Source organism: Candidatus Enterococcus courvalinii (assembly GCF_017315945.1).
In the GTDB taxonomy this organism is placed as follows: Bacteria; Bacillota; Bacilli; order Lactobacillales; family Enterococcaceae; genus Enterococcus_B; species Enterococcus_B courvalinii.
In genome coordinates this window covers 200,650-215,946 of the sequence record NZ_JAFLWI010000006.1, presented here as the reverse complement: position 1 = coordinate 215,946, position 15,297 = coordinate 200,650, and the positions used below count along the sequence as shown (strand labels likewise).

16 protein-coding genes are annotated in these 15,297 nt (G+C 36.3%); 4 read left to right on the top strand and 12 right to left on the bottom strand.

The annotated features are described in order from the left end of the window. Window positions 1–167 precede the first annotated feature (167 nt). Both JZO71_RS05355 and JZO71_RS05350 read left to right on the top strand, forming a co-directional pair. Entirely contained in the window at window positions 168–1,667 is a 1,500-nt protein-coding gene (locus JZO71_RS05355) for an AcpB/EbpR/MafR family transcriptional regulator (RefSeq protein ID WP_206898536.1), read from the top strand. After that, window positions 1,668–3,035 carry an NAD(P)/FAD-dependent oxidoreductase gene (locus JZO71_RS05350; RefSeq protein WP_206898535.1) on the top strand — a complete coding sequence of 456 codons (1,368 nt, stop codon included), beginning with the start codon at window positions 1,668–1,670 and terminating at the stop codon, window positions 3,033–3,035. It abuts the gene before it with no gap. A 122-nt stretch (window positions 3,036–3,157) separates the two neighbouring features. Here the strand turns inward: JZO71_RS05350 and JZO71_RS05345 are convergent, their stop codons facing one another. The 7 genes from JZO71_RS05345 to JZO71_RS05315 all read right to left on the bottom strand — a co-directional run bounded on the left by JZO71_RS05345 (window position 3,158) and on the right by JZO71_RS05315 (window position 11,092). Further along, window positions 3,158–4,216, bottom strand: coding sequence for a WxLIP family cell surface protein (locus tag JZO71_RS05345; RefSeq protein WP_206898534.1), 1,059 nt, complete (start codon window positions 4,214–4,216; stop codon window positions 3,158–3,160). Window positions 4,217–4,308: 92 nt separating this feature from the next. Beyond that, the gene (locus JZO71_RS05340) at window positions 4,309–4,920 is read right to left on the bottom strand and encodes a WxL domain-containing protein (RefSeq protein WP_206898533.1); all 612 of its coding nucleotides are present in this window, start codon (window positions 4,918–4,920) and stop codon (window positions 4,309–4,311) included. Between the two features lie 50 nt (window positions 4,921–4,970). Further along, a complete protein-coding gene (locus JZO71_RS05335; RefSeq protein ID WP_206898532.1) occupies window positions 4,971–5,537 on the bottom strand; it encodes a hypothetical protein in 567 nt (188 codons plus the stop codon). Next, window positions 5,521–5,823 (bottom strand): LPXTG cell wall anchor domain-containing protein, encoded by a 303-nt coding sequence (locus tag JZO71_RS05330; RefSeq protein WP_206898531.1) that lies wholly within the window; start codon window positions 5,821–5,823, stop codon window positions 5,521–5,523. The genes JZO71_RS05335 and JZO71_RS05330 overlap by 17 nt, the downstream gene beginning before the upstream one ends. A 12-nt stretch (window positions 5,824–5,835) precedes the next feature. Then, the gene (locus tag JZO71_RS05325; protein ID WP_206898530.1) at window positions 5,836–8,769 is read right to left on the bottom strand and encodes an L-type lectin family protein; all 2,934 of its coding nucleotides are present in this window, start codon (window positions 8,767–8,769) and stop codon (window positions 5,836–5,838) included. A 722-nt stretch (window positions 8,770–9,491) separates the two neighbouring features. Then, on the bottom strand, window positions 9,492–10,016 hold the full coding sequence (locus JZO71_RS05320; RefSeq protein ID WP_206898529.1) for an aminotransferase class I/II-fold pyridoxal phosphate-dependent enzyme: 525 nt from the start codon (window positions 10,014–10,016) through the stop codon (window positions 9,492–9,494). A gap of 173 nt (window positions 10,017–10,189) precedes the next feature. Further along, window positions 10,190–11,092 carry an NADP-dependent oxidoreductase gene (locus JZO71_RS05315; protein WP_206898528.1) on the bottom strand — a complete coding sequence of 301 codons (903 nt, stop codon included), beginning with the start codon at window positions 11,090–11,092 and terminating at the stop codon, window positions 10,190–10,192. Window positions 11,093–11,217: 125 nt separating this feature from the next. Between JZO71_RS05315 and JZO71_RS05310 the strand changes: the two genes are divergently transcribed. Beyond that, window positions 11,218–11,769: a TetR/AcrR family transcriptional regulator gene (locus tag JZO71_RS05310; protein ID WP_206898527.1), complete on the top strand. Its 552-nt coding sequence runs from the start codon at window positions 11,218–11,220 to the stop codon at window positions 11,767–11,769. A 291-nt stretch (window positions 11,770–12,060) separates the two neighbouring features. On the opposite strand, the gene rplS is transcribed toward JZO71_RS05310, so the two are convergent. The 5 genes from rplS to rpsP all read right to left on the bottom strand — a co-directional run bounded on the left by rplS (window position 12,061) and on the right by rpsP (window position 14,498). After that, window positions 12,061–12,408: a 50S ribosomal protein L19 gene (rplS, locus tag JZO71_RS05305; RefSeq protein WP_067483995.1), complete on the bottom strand. Its 348-nt coding sequence runs from the start codon at window positions 12,406–12,408 to the stop codon at window positions 12,061–12,063. A gap of 143 nt (window positions 12,409–12,551) precedes the next feature. After that, window positions 12,552–13,292, bottom strand: a complete 741-nt coding sequence (gene trmD / locus JZO71_RS05300) for a tRNA (guanosine(37)-N1)-methyltransferase TrmD (protein ID WP_206898603.1) — start codon at window positions 13,290–13,292, stop codon at window positions 12,552–12,554. After that, on the bottom strand, window positions 13,282–13,806 hold the full coding sequence (gene rimM, locus JZO71_RS05295) for a ribosome maturation factor RimM (protein ID WP_206898526.1): 525 nt from the start codon (window positions 13,804–13,806) through the stop codon (window positions 13,282–13,284). Before rimM ends, trmD begins: the two co-directional genes overlap by 11 nt. 156 nt (window positions 13,807–13,962) lie before the next feature. Then, window positions 13,963–14,211, bottom strand: coding sequence for a KH domain-containing protein (locus JZO71_RS05290; RefSeq protein WP_067483991.1), 249 nt, complete (start codon window positions 14,209–14,211; stop codon window positions 13,963–13,965). Between the two features lie 11 nt (window positions 14,212–14,222). After that, complete coding sequence (gene rpsP, locus JZO71_RS05285) at window positions 14,223–14,498, bottom strand: 30S ribosomal protein S16 (protein WP_005875628.1); 276 nt, start codon at window positions 14,496–14,498, stop codon at window positions 14,223–14,225. Between the two features lie 229 nt (window positions 14,499–14,727). Between rpsP and JZO71_RS05280 the strand changes: the two genes are divergently transcribed. Then, the gene (locus JZO71_RS05280; protein ID WP_206898525.1) at window positions 14,728–15,282 is read left to right on the top strand and encodes an NADPH-dependent FMN reductase; all 555 of its coding nucleotides are present in this window, start codon (window positions 14,728–14,730) and stop codon (window positions 15,280–15,282) included. The last annotated feature ends 15 nt before the right edge of the window (window positions 15,283–15,297 follow it).

Below are 15,297 nucleotides of genomic sequence, written 5' to 3'. Positions count from 1 at the left end.
TTTTCATCATTTATTTTTACTTTTCGCTAAATTATTTAAAAAAAAGAAACACATTAAAACCTTTGTCTATCAACAACCAGAGCGTTTTAATCAAACTTGTCTAATTGAAAAGAAACAATTACAATTAAACAGTAGTGTAGAACGTATAAAGAGTGGTGTAACAGACAATGGAACTTTTTAATTTACTAGATAAAAATGGTAAAATCCAGATTTCGATTATTCATTATTTATTAGATAAAAACTTAACAGCAGATATTTCTACACTGTTAAATGATTTAGCCGTTACTCCTTTTCTTTTTAATAATAATATCGAAGAATTAGCTTTTATTTTAAAAGAGTTAGAACTTGATTTGAGTCTTGAAATCAACCACAAAAAGAATCAAGTTACGTTAAAAAAAAGCAACCAAACAAATCTAGATAAACTATACTATTACTATCTCCAGGAATCGACGAAATATCAGATTTTACTTCATCTGTATCATCGTTCAAGCTATTCGATTTATGAACTATCTCAACGATTCCTGATTAGTGAAGCTGCAGTTTATCGGCATATCACAAAACTCAATGATTTGTTAGAAGAGTTTAACATCAAAATTTGGCGAGGAAAAATGACCGGTGATGAATTGCAAATTTGTTACTTTTTCTTCCAATTAATTTGGAATTCAGTTCCTTTGGAAGACCTTCACCAAAAAGAAAATGATCGCAATCGTTTATTGTTTGTTTCCTTTCTGGAAAAAAAACTAAAGCAACAATTTGGTACCACTACTCGTTTAAAACTTTATTTGTGGATCTGGGTTCTGAAGAAACGGACAAAAAAGTTAACGAATCCACCTTCTGTTGAAACGATGGCTATCTTAGGAAAAGATTATCTTGAAGATCCTATTTATCAATTGGTTCGTGAGTCCTATTTTCTATCTGTTAGCCCTTCTGCTGAATTTCAATTCGAATACAAAGCAACTTACTTATATTTATTTATTTCTTCCTTATTTGTTCTCGATCGTAGTCATCGCTCTTTGCTTCCATCCAATGATTGGCCGACATTCAATGCGAGAGTCATCCAACTGAATCAGATGGTCGTGGAACAAGTCAAAACAGCCTATCGTCTTGACTCTGAAGACATCGATCAACAGTTTATTCAAGAATGGAAGTACTTTTTAACACAGTTGCACAGCACAATCGTTTATTTCAAGGGAAACATCACTTTTTTTGAAGAAGAAATGTTAGTTGAGCGACTTGTTAATCAATCGATTTTTACACCAAATTTTGAACTCGTTCAAGCAATCATTCAAGAAACAGAAGATATTCTTGGCTTTGCTCTTCTTGAAACAACCAAACAGTTAGTTACGCGAATCCACCTTTATTTTATCAACCAAATGCGCCGTTTTTCTCAATTAACGATTCAAATTGGTATTTTTTGTAATCGAGATAACTTACAGACAAATATCATGATGGAAAGTATCAAGAACGAGTTCGACACAAAATTTTACATTCATTGCGAAGAAGCTGACGTCAACAAAGAATATGATTTGTTGATTTCTGACTCTGCATTTGCCACGCAACAGTTTTCATTTAAAGACTTGTACATCATCAATGATTTCAAAACACATACAGACATTCTAGCTTTAACTCATTTACTCAAAGACCATTCAAAGAAAGAAGGAATATAATTGAAAGTCATCGTTATCGGCGGCTCCCATGCTGGAATTGCTGCTAGTAAATTTTTGAAAAAATTAGATCCAAACATCGAAGTATACTTAATTGAAAAGTCAAATGTTCTTGGCTTCATTCCAAGTAGCGTCAATTTGATTTTCAATGGATTATTTACCGCAAATGAGATCGAAAAAGGGGAAGTTGGTGATCAAGTAACACTTGAAAATCTAGGTATCCATTTACTTCTTGAAACAACTGTTACCAACATCAACTTGGAAAAGAAAGAAGTGACTTATCAAGGTAACTTGAATAAACAGATTACTACGCAAACATTCGATAAACTCATTTTAGCAATGGGATCTGATCGCTTTACCCCATTGATTCCAGATACGGAAGAGGTTCACCCCAATATTATTACGTATAAGAGTCGTTCAAAAACAATTGAAGCCTATCAAAAAATCAATGAAAGTGACCAAATCGCTATCATTGGTGCCGGGCTGATTGGTTTGGAATTAGCTAGTAGTTTAGCTGCACAGCCGGATAAAAAAGTAACAATTATCGAACAGATGAATCGCCCAGCATTTCGCTATTTTGATGAAGAAATCACAAATATTTTGTTGCAACGTGTACCTGAATCCATTGATCTACGATTATCGGAAAGTTTTAATCACTATCAAGTAATTGATAGGAATGACAAGGAACAATTAGAAGTTCAATTCTTTTCGGGACAAACAAAAGTTGTTGATACTTGCGTCTTTGCAGTTAATCCTAAACCTGAGATTGCATTAGTTGAACATTTAATCGATCTTGATTTCGATCAAACAATCTTAGTAAATGACTTCATGCAGACTTCTAATCCAGATGTCTATGCAATTGGTGATTTGGTCAAATTACCATTCGGTGTTCATGGTGAGCCAGCTTACCTGCCACTTATTGGAAATGCACGTAAAACTGCATTGGTCGCTGCTAGCCACATCACATTGCCTAATCCACAGCCGATTCCTAATTCTCAGCGAGCAATTGGAACAGAAATTTTTGGTGTCTTCCTTGGTAGTACTGGACTTACACAAGATGAAGCGGATTTTTACGATTTAGAAACAACTTCGATCACCAAAACATACACGCACTTTTCTAAGTATCATCCCGATAAAGATTTCTTTGTCACAATCAAAGTGTTGTATGATAGCAAAACTAAGCAGTTATTTGGCGCCCAGTTAATTAGTAATCAAAAAGATATGTTGGATTTAATCAATATCCTTACACAAATGATTGTCGATCAAGCAAGTGTTGACTCACTCGTTTTTTCTGAAATTTATTACAACCCAAAATTATCCCCTGCAACTAATTTTTTGGCTGATGTCGGATTAGAGGCTTTAAACAAATAAATAGACAGCAACCTCAATTATTCTGTTTGAGGCTGCTGTCTATTTTAAAAAATAAAAAACTGCAAACAACGTTTAGACACCTAATTGTCCAACTTCGTTTGCAGTTTTTTTGTACAGAAATCTTATTTCGTTTCTGTGTCTGACTCTTCCTCTTTTTTTCTTCTCTTAAGAAGAATGATCCAGAAGATTCCTAACAGAATGATTGCAAGGAGAATACCAAAGACGAGATAAATCCACATTGGAATGGCCGCTTTCTTGCCTGCATCAATCGTTGCTTCATTGATTTCTTTGGCTTGTTTATCTGAAATCGTGAAGTTTTCATCAAAAACCCATTCATTGTCTTTTGCATCTGTTACACGCAGATGCAAGCTGTACTCGCCAGCTGTAAGCGGTTCTTTTTCCCAATCGATTGCAAAACGGTAGGTTGAGTTTGGTGCTAATTGCATATCATTATCGTAAGCCACGTGACGCACTTCTTTGTTCGTTTTACGATTTTTTACAGTTGCATCATATTTTAAGTGACCATAGGCATCCATTGTTGGGTTTTCTAAGATAGCTACTACACTAGTTTTCCCAAATGAAATAGCGGGTTCAACTTTTTTCAACGCTAACTTTCTTGGTATTTCTGTGTCCGTTTCAGTTAGTTTCAAACCTAAGATATACCCATAACTATTCACGATTCCTTTTTGATCTTTGTCCGTTTCTTTCACCACTTGGATTGCTGCTAAAATTTGACCATCAAAACGATCTTTAGGCATCGTTAACGTGATTGGTACATCTTTACTGCTTTTTTTAGGAACAGTTACTGTAGCTGCTACTTTTGCAATCGAATCAATCGCATAAGGATAATTATTTTTTTCCGATTCCGCTTTTTCGTTGTAGTCAATAAACCCTTGGCTATTCGTGTAGGCTTGATTGATACTCAGTTTATAAGTTGAATCCGCGTTGGAAGTATTATTGATTTTTACAGTGATGGTTTGTTCTTGTGCTGGCTCCATTCGTAAATCGAAAAAACTTTTTTCTTTGTCAATTTGATTTTCTGGAATGACTGCTTGGATATCATAGCCGACCTCACCTGCATCTTCTTGTGCAAATACTGGTAGTGGTGCTGTCAAAAGGAAACTCAACAACAAAAGGAAACTACTTACTATCTTTCGCGACTTCTTTATTTGTTTGAACATTCTTGATTTCTCCTTATTTTAAACATTGAATAAAGAAGCCGCGCAGATGCGCAGCTTCTTGTCATTCGTTCATTGATTATTGTAGTTACTGATTATTTTGCGTCTGCTGTGTTGTATAGTTGGTATTGGATGCTTCCAGCTAATTTATCCCCTACAACTAAAGCTTTATCTGTATCAGTAAAACCAATTGATACTTGGTTCACAGCTGTTTCGATCAAACCAGTGTTGTTGGCAGCTGTTTTAGTAGCTTCAGCTTTCGCTACGATTCCTTCAGCACCTGTTGCAGCAAGCTCTGTACCATCAATTTGGAATGAATCAACGGTGAATTCTTTTGAATCTGAAGAGCGAGTCAATTTATTATCAGCAACATTGGCTTTGACAGACCATTCACGATCACTACGGTCATTGAAGACTTCGATTGTTTCATCTGTTAAATCAGCAGTTAAGTTATATGTTGCATTTTGTAGTTTTGATTCAAAGTTATAAGCAGCTGGTACTTTTTCTAAAGTCAACATTTTTTGAGTTGGGTCTGTTGGATCAAGAGGATCTGTTGGATCTGTTGGATCAACATTATCAATAATAGTAACTTCTGTAGGTGTTTCTCCTTTTTGATCGACTACTTCTTGTGCTTGAACACTTGTTGCTCCTAAAGTTGCTAATACCATTGCGCTTAATGTCATGCTTACGATTTTTGTGTTTTTCATTTTAATAATCTCCTTTAAATTTGATTGTTATAAAAAATTAGTTATAAAAACTAATCTATTTCCGGTGTGTTTAATAAAGTAACTATTTGTTGACCAACAAACTCCCCTACAGGTAAATTCGCTGGTAATTCTAAATGGATCCTTTGCTTCTCGATTTGATAATAGTACTTAGTTGATTGAGAAGAGTAAGCTTCCAAGATCGTTGCAGTCTCATTCGGATCGGCAGCAATTTTTTGTGGCGTTGCCTGAACGACTTCACCTGATTGATCAGTGCTTAATTTCCCTTGTCCAAGTAATACTTTCACTTGATATTCTTGACCATTCGTAAATGTTGAAAGCTGATAGGTCAGTTGCCAAGGGCTTTTTTTATTTTCCCGTTGGTCCCTGACAGCAATCAACAGGTCACCAGTTGCTTGAATTTCTTGTTCGTGAGCTGACTTTTGATACGTTTCAAAAGTTGGTGCTGTCACTTTTTCTAACTTGATTGGACTTTCTACAATAGTGACATTCATTGGTGTCTGGTCTTCTTCTCCTGAAACTTCTTGCGCAAAAGCTGGAGCTGGGAGCAAAAGACAAAGTAGTAATCCAACGAAAACAAACTCAATTCGTTTCTTCATCTTCGTCCCTCCTTCTCAACCAGAAAACCAAGAACACGATTCCGATGAATAATGTTCCCACAAACGAAAGCATGAATACACTCGTTTCATTGGTTTTAGGCAGTAATGAATGACTATTATTCCCACCTATTTCTCCAGGTTGATTATTCTTTTCGTTGACGATCCGAAAAGTGACTTGCTGTTCATCCATATCAAAGTTAGGTTGCTCACTGGCAAAAGTATCCAGACTGCTAAATAACAAAAGTCCAAATACGATCATCAAGCTCTGAATGATTCTTTTTTTCATTCCTTCGCCCCCCTACTCTGGTACTTCCGTGTCATAAAGATTCCACTTCACAACAGCTTTACCACTGTAATCGCCGACACGCATATAATTATCACTTTGAAGCAAGACACCTTCTGATTCGTTCCATGTTTTGGTCGTCATAAAGTCCGTTGGTGTCACGTCTCCTTTACGCATCACAAGCACAGGGTCTGACATTATCGTTTGTGCGGTACTTGAGCCATCTTTTTTAAAGACGAAATCAAATGGTGCAGTAGCATCTGTCAACTCAGCCTGTACATATAATGACCAAGTTGAGGTGTCTTCACGACTATCAAAGACACTCAACGTCATTGGATTATCACTATCTCGAATCAAAGTACCTTTTGATTCACTCGCTTTTCTTCCAGTCCAACTTAATATGTCTGGAGCAGTTTCAAATGAAAGTTTTCCAGTGACATTCAACGTCAATTTCAACGTTTGAACCTCGTCTCCACGTGTCATGGTAATTGTGTATTCATTCATTCCGGGGACAATTTTATCTGCAGGAATATGCCAATTATGGCTATTGAACTCAGTTGAACCTGTCGTGACGATTTGAGCAAATTCGTTGGTTGCATCAGGGTTATTTCGATTGATCGTGAATTTTAAAAGATCACCATCATCTTCATCTTTCCAATAGAACGTTAAGTCATACCCATCAGCTACTTCTGAACGATCTTTTGTATCCATCTTTTCAGTAACTACATTCGGTGTTTCCCAAGACAAGACTGTTGGGTGTTCAGGCTGAGGAACCACCCAATAGGGAACTTCTTCTCCTTGAAAACTTCGTATATTATCAGTCCCATTTTCTTTAGCTGAAATCTGACTATTGAAATAAGTTTTCGTTATTGATCCCTTTGATTTCAGCGTTGCTGTGTATTCAAAGGTACTGTCTTGACCAATACCAACGTTACTACTTGGATTAAAGTTTACTGTTACGATTCCTTCCTCACTTACTGAACCTGTGACCCCAGCAACTTCTTTATTATTGACTTTGATGTTTTTGATACCTTTTGAAAGATCGTACAAATTTGGATCTAAGTAAGTTTCCCATTTTGTTACATCGTAAACGTCCTCTGCTTGGGCATCTATTGCAAAGTTAGACTTCATGGTCACCTCTTCGCCATATTCGGCAGATGGCAACGAATCGTTGTACTCTGCTGAATCGTTTTTGTCAGCAATGGACGTATCGTTAGTTGTTACATCATTGTTAACAGCTGCGCCTAGATCTACTGGGACTTGGGTAAAGACAAATTTTGTTTGACCACTTGCTGCTCCGTTTGCTGCGGTGAATCCCCAGTATGCTTTCATTCCATTTTCAGATAACTTTAATTCCGATTGTAAATCATCCCAAGGTATAGAAACTGTAGGTGTTGTTGAACCATTTAACGGATTGATCAAATGATATGAAAAAGTTTTACTTGGTTCATCAAAACTATATTGGAATTCATACCAACTACCTCCGTCATCACTATTGCTTAAAACACCATCTACTTTAGTAAAACCATGATGATTAATTGCCGCTGCGTAACTATGACTAATTAGGTCTAACGGATGATTATTTCCACCTGTCCCCCACCAAGTCGTTCCGTTCGTATTCGCTGAGAAATATCCTTTGCTTAGATTACCTGGAAAAGAATAAGCCATGTGAGGTACTTCAAGGTTAGTAGCATCTGTTAATCCCGTTTTTCCATCATAATAACTACCATCTTTGTAATACGAAGCTAAACTTGCATTCTGATATAAATCAAATTCAATTGCGACAGAATTTTTTATGGCAAATTGCTGAGGTCCGTCGGCAGGAATATTTTTCCCTGTAGAACGGGTTCCTCCATAGACGCCCAAATTTTGTCCATCGGATTCAGCATTTGCTGTTGTTAAAGCTTGATTCTTCTTTGAATCATTCTGCATAACAAAAGCAAAACCATCAGATTTTCCCTGTCCGAAGTTCACGTAGTTTCTTCCCTTAAAGCTCTTAGAAAAATCTAATCTGTATTCGTCGTTAGACCACACGCCAATCGCTACTTGCTTCCCAGAAAGTTGAATTTCATCGTATGGCATTCCATTATTATCACTAGGAGTAGCATGGGGAACAATAATTTCTCCAGCGTTACCTCCTCTAGATTTTACAATAGTAGAAAAAATACCATCAAGTTTAATAGCACCCTTAGGAATCGTTTTACTACCAGTCCCTAATGATGCACGCGCTAACCCACTTCTTGCTGCAATAGCTGGCGCAGCAGTATGTTTTGTTTCTGAACTAGACGTTTCTTTCGTACTTTCAGCTGTTTCCGTAGTTGATGAACTCGTTGCTGATTCAGCAGAATTTGTTGTTTTAGTCGTTTCACTCGCAGTTTCTTCTGATTCACTTGTTGAGCTTTCAGTAGCTGGTGTTTTTTCTTCTGTTGTGTTTATTTCCTCACTGCTTGTTTCTTCTGTTGCAGTAAAAGAAAAGTCATACGATTTTTTTTGGTTCAAGAAAACTTGTTCTTCCCCTTCACTTATCACCGGGGAAATTTTCAACGTGTAATCGAATTGCTGGGGAATTTGTTTCGTTTGGATCTCGAGTTGCATAGTTTGAGCTTGCTGATTATTTTCACCAATTTGATAAACACCATTTTTATCTGGTTTCAATTCTTGTTCTTTATCTGGTTGGTAAACACTAAGGACATCAGTAGGTTCAGTAATAGTGAAAGTCATTTGACGATTTGCTTCAGATGCTGATTTTTCAATCAATACTGTCCAAACAAGATTCCCAGATTCGGCTTGTTCCACTTTTTTGAGCGAGACATTGCCAACTTGATTCTGGTTTTCTTGCGTACTTTCCGCGGTCACAGCCTGAACGATTTCTGGCAAAGCCAACATCGACGGTGCAACAAGTAGTGAAACTGTTGCTTGTAAAACCAACATTTTCGTAAACTTTTTCACTTTTTCTCCTCCCTTCTGCTTGTTTTACTGTTTTGATTTTGTGCATAAACGAATTAAGCACACAGAACATTGTTTTATTCTATATGCTTAGTATATTCATTTTTTCTGCCAATTTTTATCAGATTTTTTTCGTTTTTTAAAAAAACGTGAGAGTTTCGTCGGCAAAACAGTTTAAAATCAACATTTAAACAACTAACATTAAGTAAGAAAATATTTTTCTCACTCATTAAGAATGAACTTACAGCTGATTTTTTTACACAAAAAAAGAGCCGGACATATAATTTGTCCTGCTCTTTTTGCTCGTACTTTGTTCACAACCTCAGTTAAAGGCGTTTTGTAAATCAATTTATTTATAAAACTCTCAAACAGCCGAAATAAATAAAGTGTGTTCTTACTTTGTTCTATTCTCTTATACAAGTATCTCTAACAAACTTGAGCTTAATTGAGTTGTATGAACTTTATCCATAAACAAGGCACACAGATAACAAAATCTGCGTGCCCATTAAAAAATTTATTTACTTTTTGGCACAAACTCATCTTGACAATTTTTGATTCTTTCCAACGCTTCTTCCAGAATCACTCTTGACGTACCTATGTTTATTCGGAGAAATTGATTACCATCTGCGGTGAAATTGTCCCCCGGCTCGACAATCACTCCCGCTTTTTTTTGCAAGATAGTCAACCCATTCAAGTGATGTCTTACCTGTTTCAGAAATATCAATCTATGGTAAATAGGAGGCTTCAGCAGGTATGACCTTCCAATTAGCAATATTTTCTTCAATAAATTGTTTGGAAAATTCATAGTTTTTTCTTAAATATAAAGTTAACTGTTCTAGCCACTCCTCACCATAGTCGTAGGTTGCTGTTAGTCCAGCTACACCAAAAACATTCGGAGAAGTAATCACATTCATTTTCAACCGTTGTAGGAAGATCCTTCTCTTTGATTCATCGGGTATGATTGAATAAGATGTTTTTAATCTGCCTAATTTAAAAGCTTTATTTGGTAAAGTCAATACAGCCAGGTTATCCAAATATTTTTCGGATAATTTCAAGGCAGAAGTAAACTCACCAGAAAAAATAATCTCGGAATGTACTTCATCAGCAACTAACAGTGTTCCATACTTTTTACATAAGAAAGCTATCCTTTCTAACTCATCTTTTTCCCAAATTTTCCCTGATGGATTATGCGGTGAACAAAAGATAAATAGTTGAGGCTTGACAACTTTTACCAGCAATTTGTTTGTCATATTATGGTTCAACTGTAACAAAAATCTCTTTAAAGAGCGTGTTGACTCATGCGATACAAGAAAATGTTAACCATCGGAAACTTCATAATAGACAATTTTTTTATTACCCAACACACTGGTTCAGTTATACTAAAAGTTCGTTTAATCAAGAATATCCAAAGCAATGAACTTTCCTAGAAATGAAGAACTAACTTACCATGAATATGACGATCCATCGAATTTTGAATAGCTTTTTCAAATTCACTGATTGAATATGTTTTTTCAATCGGGACAGTGACATCTCCGGATGCAATCTGATTGGCAAGCATCTCCATTTCCTCAGGTTTGGTATTGGAACCTGTTGCATAAGATACCCCTTCAGGAGGCATTGGGAAGCCAATCACTGTTGCCATCTTATTCACTGAAACGCCCAATTCAATTGCTGTGTTAATTACTTCGTGACTATACAAATCAATTGCAGCTGTTATCTTTTCACCAGCAACTCTCTGTGTTAGTCCTTTACCATAAGCAACTTGTTTTACACCAAAGGAAGTTAAAAAATCGCGCGTACTATCGGAAGCTGTACCAATAACGCTAGCTCCCTTTAGTTTTGCTAATTGGATTGCAAATACTCCGACTCCCCCTGCTGCTCCGCCAATCAATACAGTATCTGTACTAGTTATTGATGCTTTCTTGATGACATCAATAGCAGTACTTCCAGCAATTGAAATCGTAGCGGCTATTTCATCTGAAAGATTATCAGGAATCAAGTTGATTTCTGCTGGGTCTACTAGAATATATTCTGCCGCACTTCCTTTCATTGTCGAACCGAAGACTCGATCACCGACTTTAAACGGGCTATCAGATGACCAAACCTCCTCAATTTCTCCTGAATAATCATAGCCATAGATTTGCGGAAGCTGAACACCAAAATTTTTTGCGAGCTCTTCATTTGACATGATGAGCCAATCCATCGGGTTTAGTCCAATAGCTGCTACTTTAACTTTGATCGTGTTAGGTAACGTAGCCGGTTCTGGAATATCGACTAAACTCAAAACTTCTGGTCCACCGAAATTTTCGTACTGTAATGCTTTCATAAGTTGAATCTCCTTTTCAATTTTGTTAAAATGTCATAAAGTGACATTTTAGTCATTGTAAAACACCCTATGATAAAAATCAACAAAAATGTCACATTGTGACATTTACTTAAAAGGAGAGTATGATGAAAAGTAAAGAAAAACTTCAACATGCGGCGATGTCTTTGTTTACACGTAACGGATTTGATCAAACGACAATTAAAGAAATCGCTAGTCTAGCCGGTGTGACTGAACGAACTTTTTTCAGACAATTCAAGGATAAAGCTGATATTTTTTTCGAATCCAAAAACGAACTATTAGATGAACTCACCTCGTATATTGAGGAACATTATCAGGAGGAATCTTCTTTATTTGATTTGCTGCTAGATTCACTAAAAGAGGTCCAAGTTTTTGACCAAAACAGAGAACGCACTTTGATGAGGGAACAAATAATTCAGAGTCATTCAGACTTAATCGAACGTGAATTACTGAAACTATATGACATGAAACAATTATTGATTCAAAAACTCACTGAATTGAATGTTTCTGACGATGAAGTAAAAATAAATTTTGTAACTAGCGTAGTATTTCAAATTATGGATATTGCTTATAAAGAGTGGCTCAAAAATGAAAATATAACATTCAAAGAAAGCGTAACTGTCATTCAAGAAAACTACCTCACCAATTTATCCAAGTGATGGCATTACCTTTTACTCTATGAGAAGACTACTCTTCTTTAACTAGAGGTATTTCATTTTCGTTTCATAAGTGAATAACTACTTCCAACACTTATTTCGAGTGATCCCGATCGGTTACTTTTCAAACTAATACAACTTTAGCTTCTATCTAACTAACCCTCATAGTGGTTGATTAGTGAAAGGTGTATGCTCCTTTAATCCATCTTATCATTTTCTATGTGCCTTCCACTCATGAAAACCAAAAATACCCCTTGCCTAGGCAAGGGGTATTTTTGGTCGAATAACAATAAATTAACGACGGATTTCTTTGATACGAGCAGCTTTTCCGTGTAATGCACGTAAGTAGTACAATTTCGCACGACGTACTTTACCATAACGAACTACTTCGATTTGAGCAACACGTGGTGTGTGTACTGGGAATGTACGTTCAACGCCCACTCCGTTAGAAATTTTACGAACTGTATAAGTTTCGCTGATTCCAGCACCACGGCGTTTGATTACAACACCTTCAAATAACTGGATACGTTCGCGTGAACCTTCGACAACTTTCGCGTGAACACGTACAGTGTCACCAGGGCGGAAAGCTGGGATGTCAGAACGTAGTTGTTCTTTTGTTAATTCTTCGATTAATGGATTCATGTTTTCTTCTCCTTATTCCAAACATTCTTATGAGTAAACTCACAGCGGAACATCGTAATAGTTAAGTGCTTTGCACTCACCATAAAATAGTAACATACTACCAATTGAGTGTAAAGTAAATTTTCATGACAAACACATTTTTTCTATTCTGTTTCTTCTTGCTTGATTTCAGTTAAAAACTTCTCCATTTGTGGTGTCAGTTCTAAGTCAGCTAGCAAATCTGGGCGTCGTTGAACTGTTCGACGTAGAGATTCTTTTAACTGCCACTCCTCAATCAACTTATGATTACCATTTGTTAATACCTCAGGGACTTTCATTCCCTTGAACTCAGCAGGTCTTGTGTATTGTGGATGTTCAAGTAATCCGGTAGAATATGAATCTGTTTGGGCTGAGGTTTGATTTCCTAATACATCAGGAAGTAAGCGAACAGTTGCATCAATCATGACCATCGCTCCAAGTTCTCCCCCAGTCAAGACATAGTCACCCAACGAAACTTCATCTGTTACCAGTGTGCGAATTCGTTCATCGTAACCTTCATAATGACCACAAATAAAAACTAGATGTTCTTCTTGCGAAAATTCTTCTGCCATCGCTTGGTTAAATTGTTTCCCAGCTGGATCTAACAAGATCACACGTTTCTTGACAGTTGGGTCTGCTTCATCGATTGCTTTCAAATTGTCATAGATTGGCTGAACTTTCAATAACATTCCAGCTCCACCACCATAAGGATAGTCGTCTACTGTTTGGTGTTTGTTATCAGAATACTCACGAAAATTAGATACATTGATATCTAGCAATCCTTTAGCAACAGCCTTCCCAATGATCGATTCACCCATAGGCCCTTCAAACATTTTAGGAAATAGGGTCAATACATCAATCTTCATCATCAATCAACCCTTCTGGAATTTCCACATGGACTACGCCATTTGCTACATCTACTTCTTTTACGACTGATGCAATATAAGGAAGCAACAAATCTTTTTTCTTCTCACGTTGAACGACCCAAACATCATTTGCTCCTGGAGAAAGGATTTCTTTCACTTTTCCAAGTTTTTCGCCAGCTTCATCCAAGACCTCTAAGCCGATGATTTCATGATAGTAAAATTCATTTTCTTCTAACTCTGAAATTTCTTCTTTTGACACTTTTAAAATACCGTCACGATATTTTTCGACATCATTGATTGACGGATGCCCTTCAAAACTTAATAAATCAAAATTTTTATGTTTACGATGACTTTTGATGGTTAATTCAACAGGTGCTTTTCCATCTTGAAATAAAGTGAGTTGTGCTCCTTTTTGGTAACGCTCTTCAGGAAAATCAGTCGTTGAAATGACGCGTACTTCTCCTTTTAACCCTTGAGTATTGACAATTTTTCCAACATTTAGATATTCAGTCACAGTTTTTCCTCATTTCTTTTTTCTCTGCTTCATTTTAGCATGGGCGTTTGGGCAATTCTAGTTTTGTTTGTCAAAATGAATTCTTTTTTACTTTTATACAAAAATCACATGATGCAAAAAAAAAACTGTTTCGAAAAAATTCGAAACAGTTTTTGATTATTCCTTATCATCAACGATATTTAAACGAACCTTTTTAGGTGCGTTGATTCGTACCCCGTAAACGATTGTCCGGATTGCTTTCGCAACTCGTCCTTGTTTTCCAATGATACGACCAATATCTTCTGGTGCTACAGTTAGATTATATTCATAAAAATCTTTCGATTCAACAACCTCTAACCGAACTTGATCAGGATGAGTGACTAACGGACGAACGATTGTTAAGACTAGCTCACTTAAATCTTTCATATCCGCTCACCTTATTTCTTTGAAAATTTAGCTTCGTGGTGTTTTTGCATAACGCCTTCTTTTGAAAGGATGTTACGAACTGTATCTGAAGGTTGCGCACCTTTTGATAACCAGTTAAGAACTAAGTCTTCTTTTAAAACTACTTCTGCAGGGTCTTTCAAAGGATTGTAAGTACCTACAGTTTCGATGAAACGTCCGTCACGAGGAGAACGTGAATCAGCTACTACAATACGGTAAAAAGGACTCTTTTTAGAACCCATACGTTTTAAACGAATTTTAACTGCCATTATTTATTTCCACCTCCATTGATTTATTCACAAGATGTAGTGTAACAGTTTTTTTTTACCCTGTAAAGCTTTTTTTCTTTACAGGGTCATAAATTCCTTTTTTTCGATGATTATAGGCATTTTTGACGCTAATTTTGTTGGATTTTTAAATAGCAAGTGTTTTTATTTGCTCGTTTTACTTATTTTTTGTAAGATATTTATGAAAGATAATTATTAGGAGGTTCTATTTATGACAAAAAAAATTGGCTTTTTTATTGGAAGTTTAAGAAAAGATTCTTATAACAAAAAGGTTGCTGAAGCTTTCGCAAGCTTACTACCTGATGGCTATGAAAGTGTCTTTGTTAAAATTGATGATCTTCCTTTCTACAATGAAGATCTTGAAACACCAGAAAATGCACCTGAAGCTTGGACTCGTTTCCGTAATGAAGTAAAAGATCTGGATGGTGTTATTTTTGTTTCACCTGAATATAATCGTTCAATCCCGGCAGCTTTGAAAAATGCGCTAGACGTTGGTTCTCGTCCTTATGGTCAAAGTGTTTGGGATTCAAAACCTGGTTTAGTTGTTACAGCTTCTCCTGGTGGAATCGGCGGTTTTGGTGCTAACCATATTATCCGTCAATCGCTAGTCTTCTTAAATGTGCCAACACTACAACAACCAGAAGCTTATATCGGTAACATCGTTAACTTGGTTGGTGAAGATGGAAAAATCATTGATGGTACGATGAAATTCTTTGAAACGATTATGAATGCGTATATTGACTTCTTGGAAAAATTGACGAAGTAAATAAAGGTTGTGGCT

Excerpts from the sequence above, each read along its gene's own strand:
- JZO71_RS05355 (WP_206898536.1), top strand. The coding sequence starts at position 168 with ATGGAACTTTTTAATTTACTAGATAAAAATGGTAAAATCCAGATTTCG.
- JZO71_RS05345 (WP_206898534.1), bottom strand. The coding sequence starts at position 4,216 with ATGTTCAAACAAATAAAGAAGTCGCGAAAGATAGTAAGTAGTTTCCTT.
- JZO71_RS05340 (WP_206898533.1), bottom strand. The coding sequence starts at position 4,920 with ATGAAAAACACAAAAATCGTAAGCATGACATTAAGCGCAATGGTATTA.
- JZO71_RS05335 (WP_206898532.1), bottom strand. The coding sequence starts at position 5,537 with ATGAAGAAACGAATTGAGTTTGTTTTCGTTGGATTACTACTTTGTCTT.
- JZO71_RS05330 (WP_206898531.1), bottom strand. The coding sequence starts at position 5,823 with ATGAAAAAAAGAATCATTCAGAGCTTGATGATCGTATTTGGACTTTTG.
- JZO71_RS05320 (WP_206898529.1), bottom strand. The coding sequence starts at position 10,016 with ATGACAAACAAATTGCTGGTAAAAGTTGTCAAGCCTCAACTATTTATC.
- JZO71_RS05315 (WP_206898528.1), bottom strand. The coding sequence starts at position 11,092 with ATGAAAGCATTACAGTACGAAAATTTCGGTGGACCAGAAGTTTTGAGT.
- JZO71_RS05310 (WP_206898527.1), top strand. The coding sequence starts at position 11,218 with ATGAAAAGTAAAGAAAAACTTCAACATGCGGCGATGTCTTTGTTTACA.
- rplS (WP_067483995.1), bottom strand. The coding sequence starts at position 12,408 with ATGAATCCATTAATCGAAGAATTAACAAAAGAACAACTACGTTCTGAC.
- trmD (WP_206898603.1), bottom strand. The coding sequence starts at position 13,292 with ATGAAGATTGATGTATTGACCCTATTTCCTAAAATGTTTGAAGGGCCT.
- JZO71_RS05290 (WP_067483991.1), bottom strand. The coding sequence starts at position 14,211 with ATGAAAGATTTAAGTGAGCTAGTCTTAACAATCGTTCGTCCGTTAGTC.
- rpsP (WP_005875628.1), bottom strand. The coding sequence starts at position 14,498 with ATGGCAGTTAAAATTCGTTTAAAACGTATGGGTTCTAAAAAGAGTCCT.
- JZO71_RS05280 (WP_206898525.1), top strand. The coding sequence starts at position 14,728 with ATGACAAAAAAAATTGGCTTTTTTATTGGAAGTTTAAGAAAAGATTCT.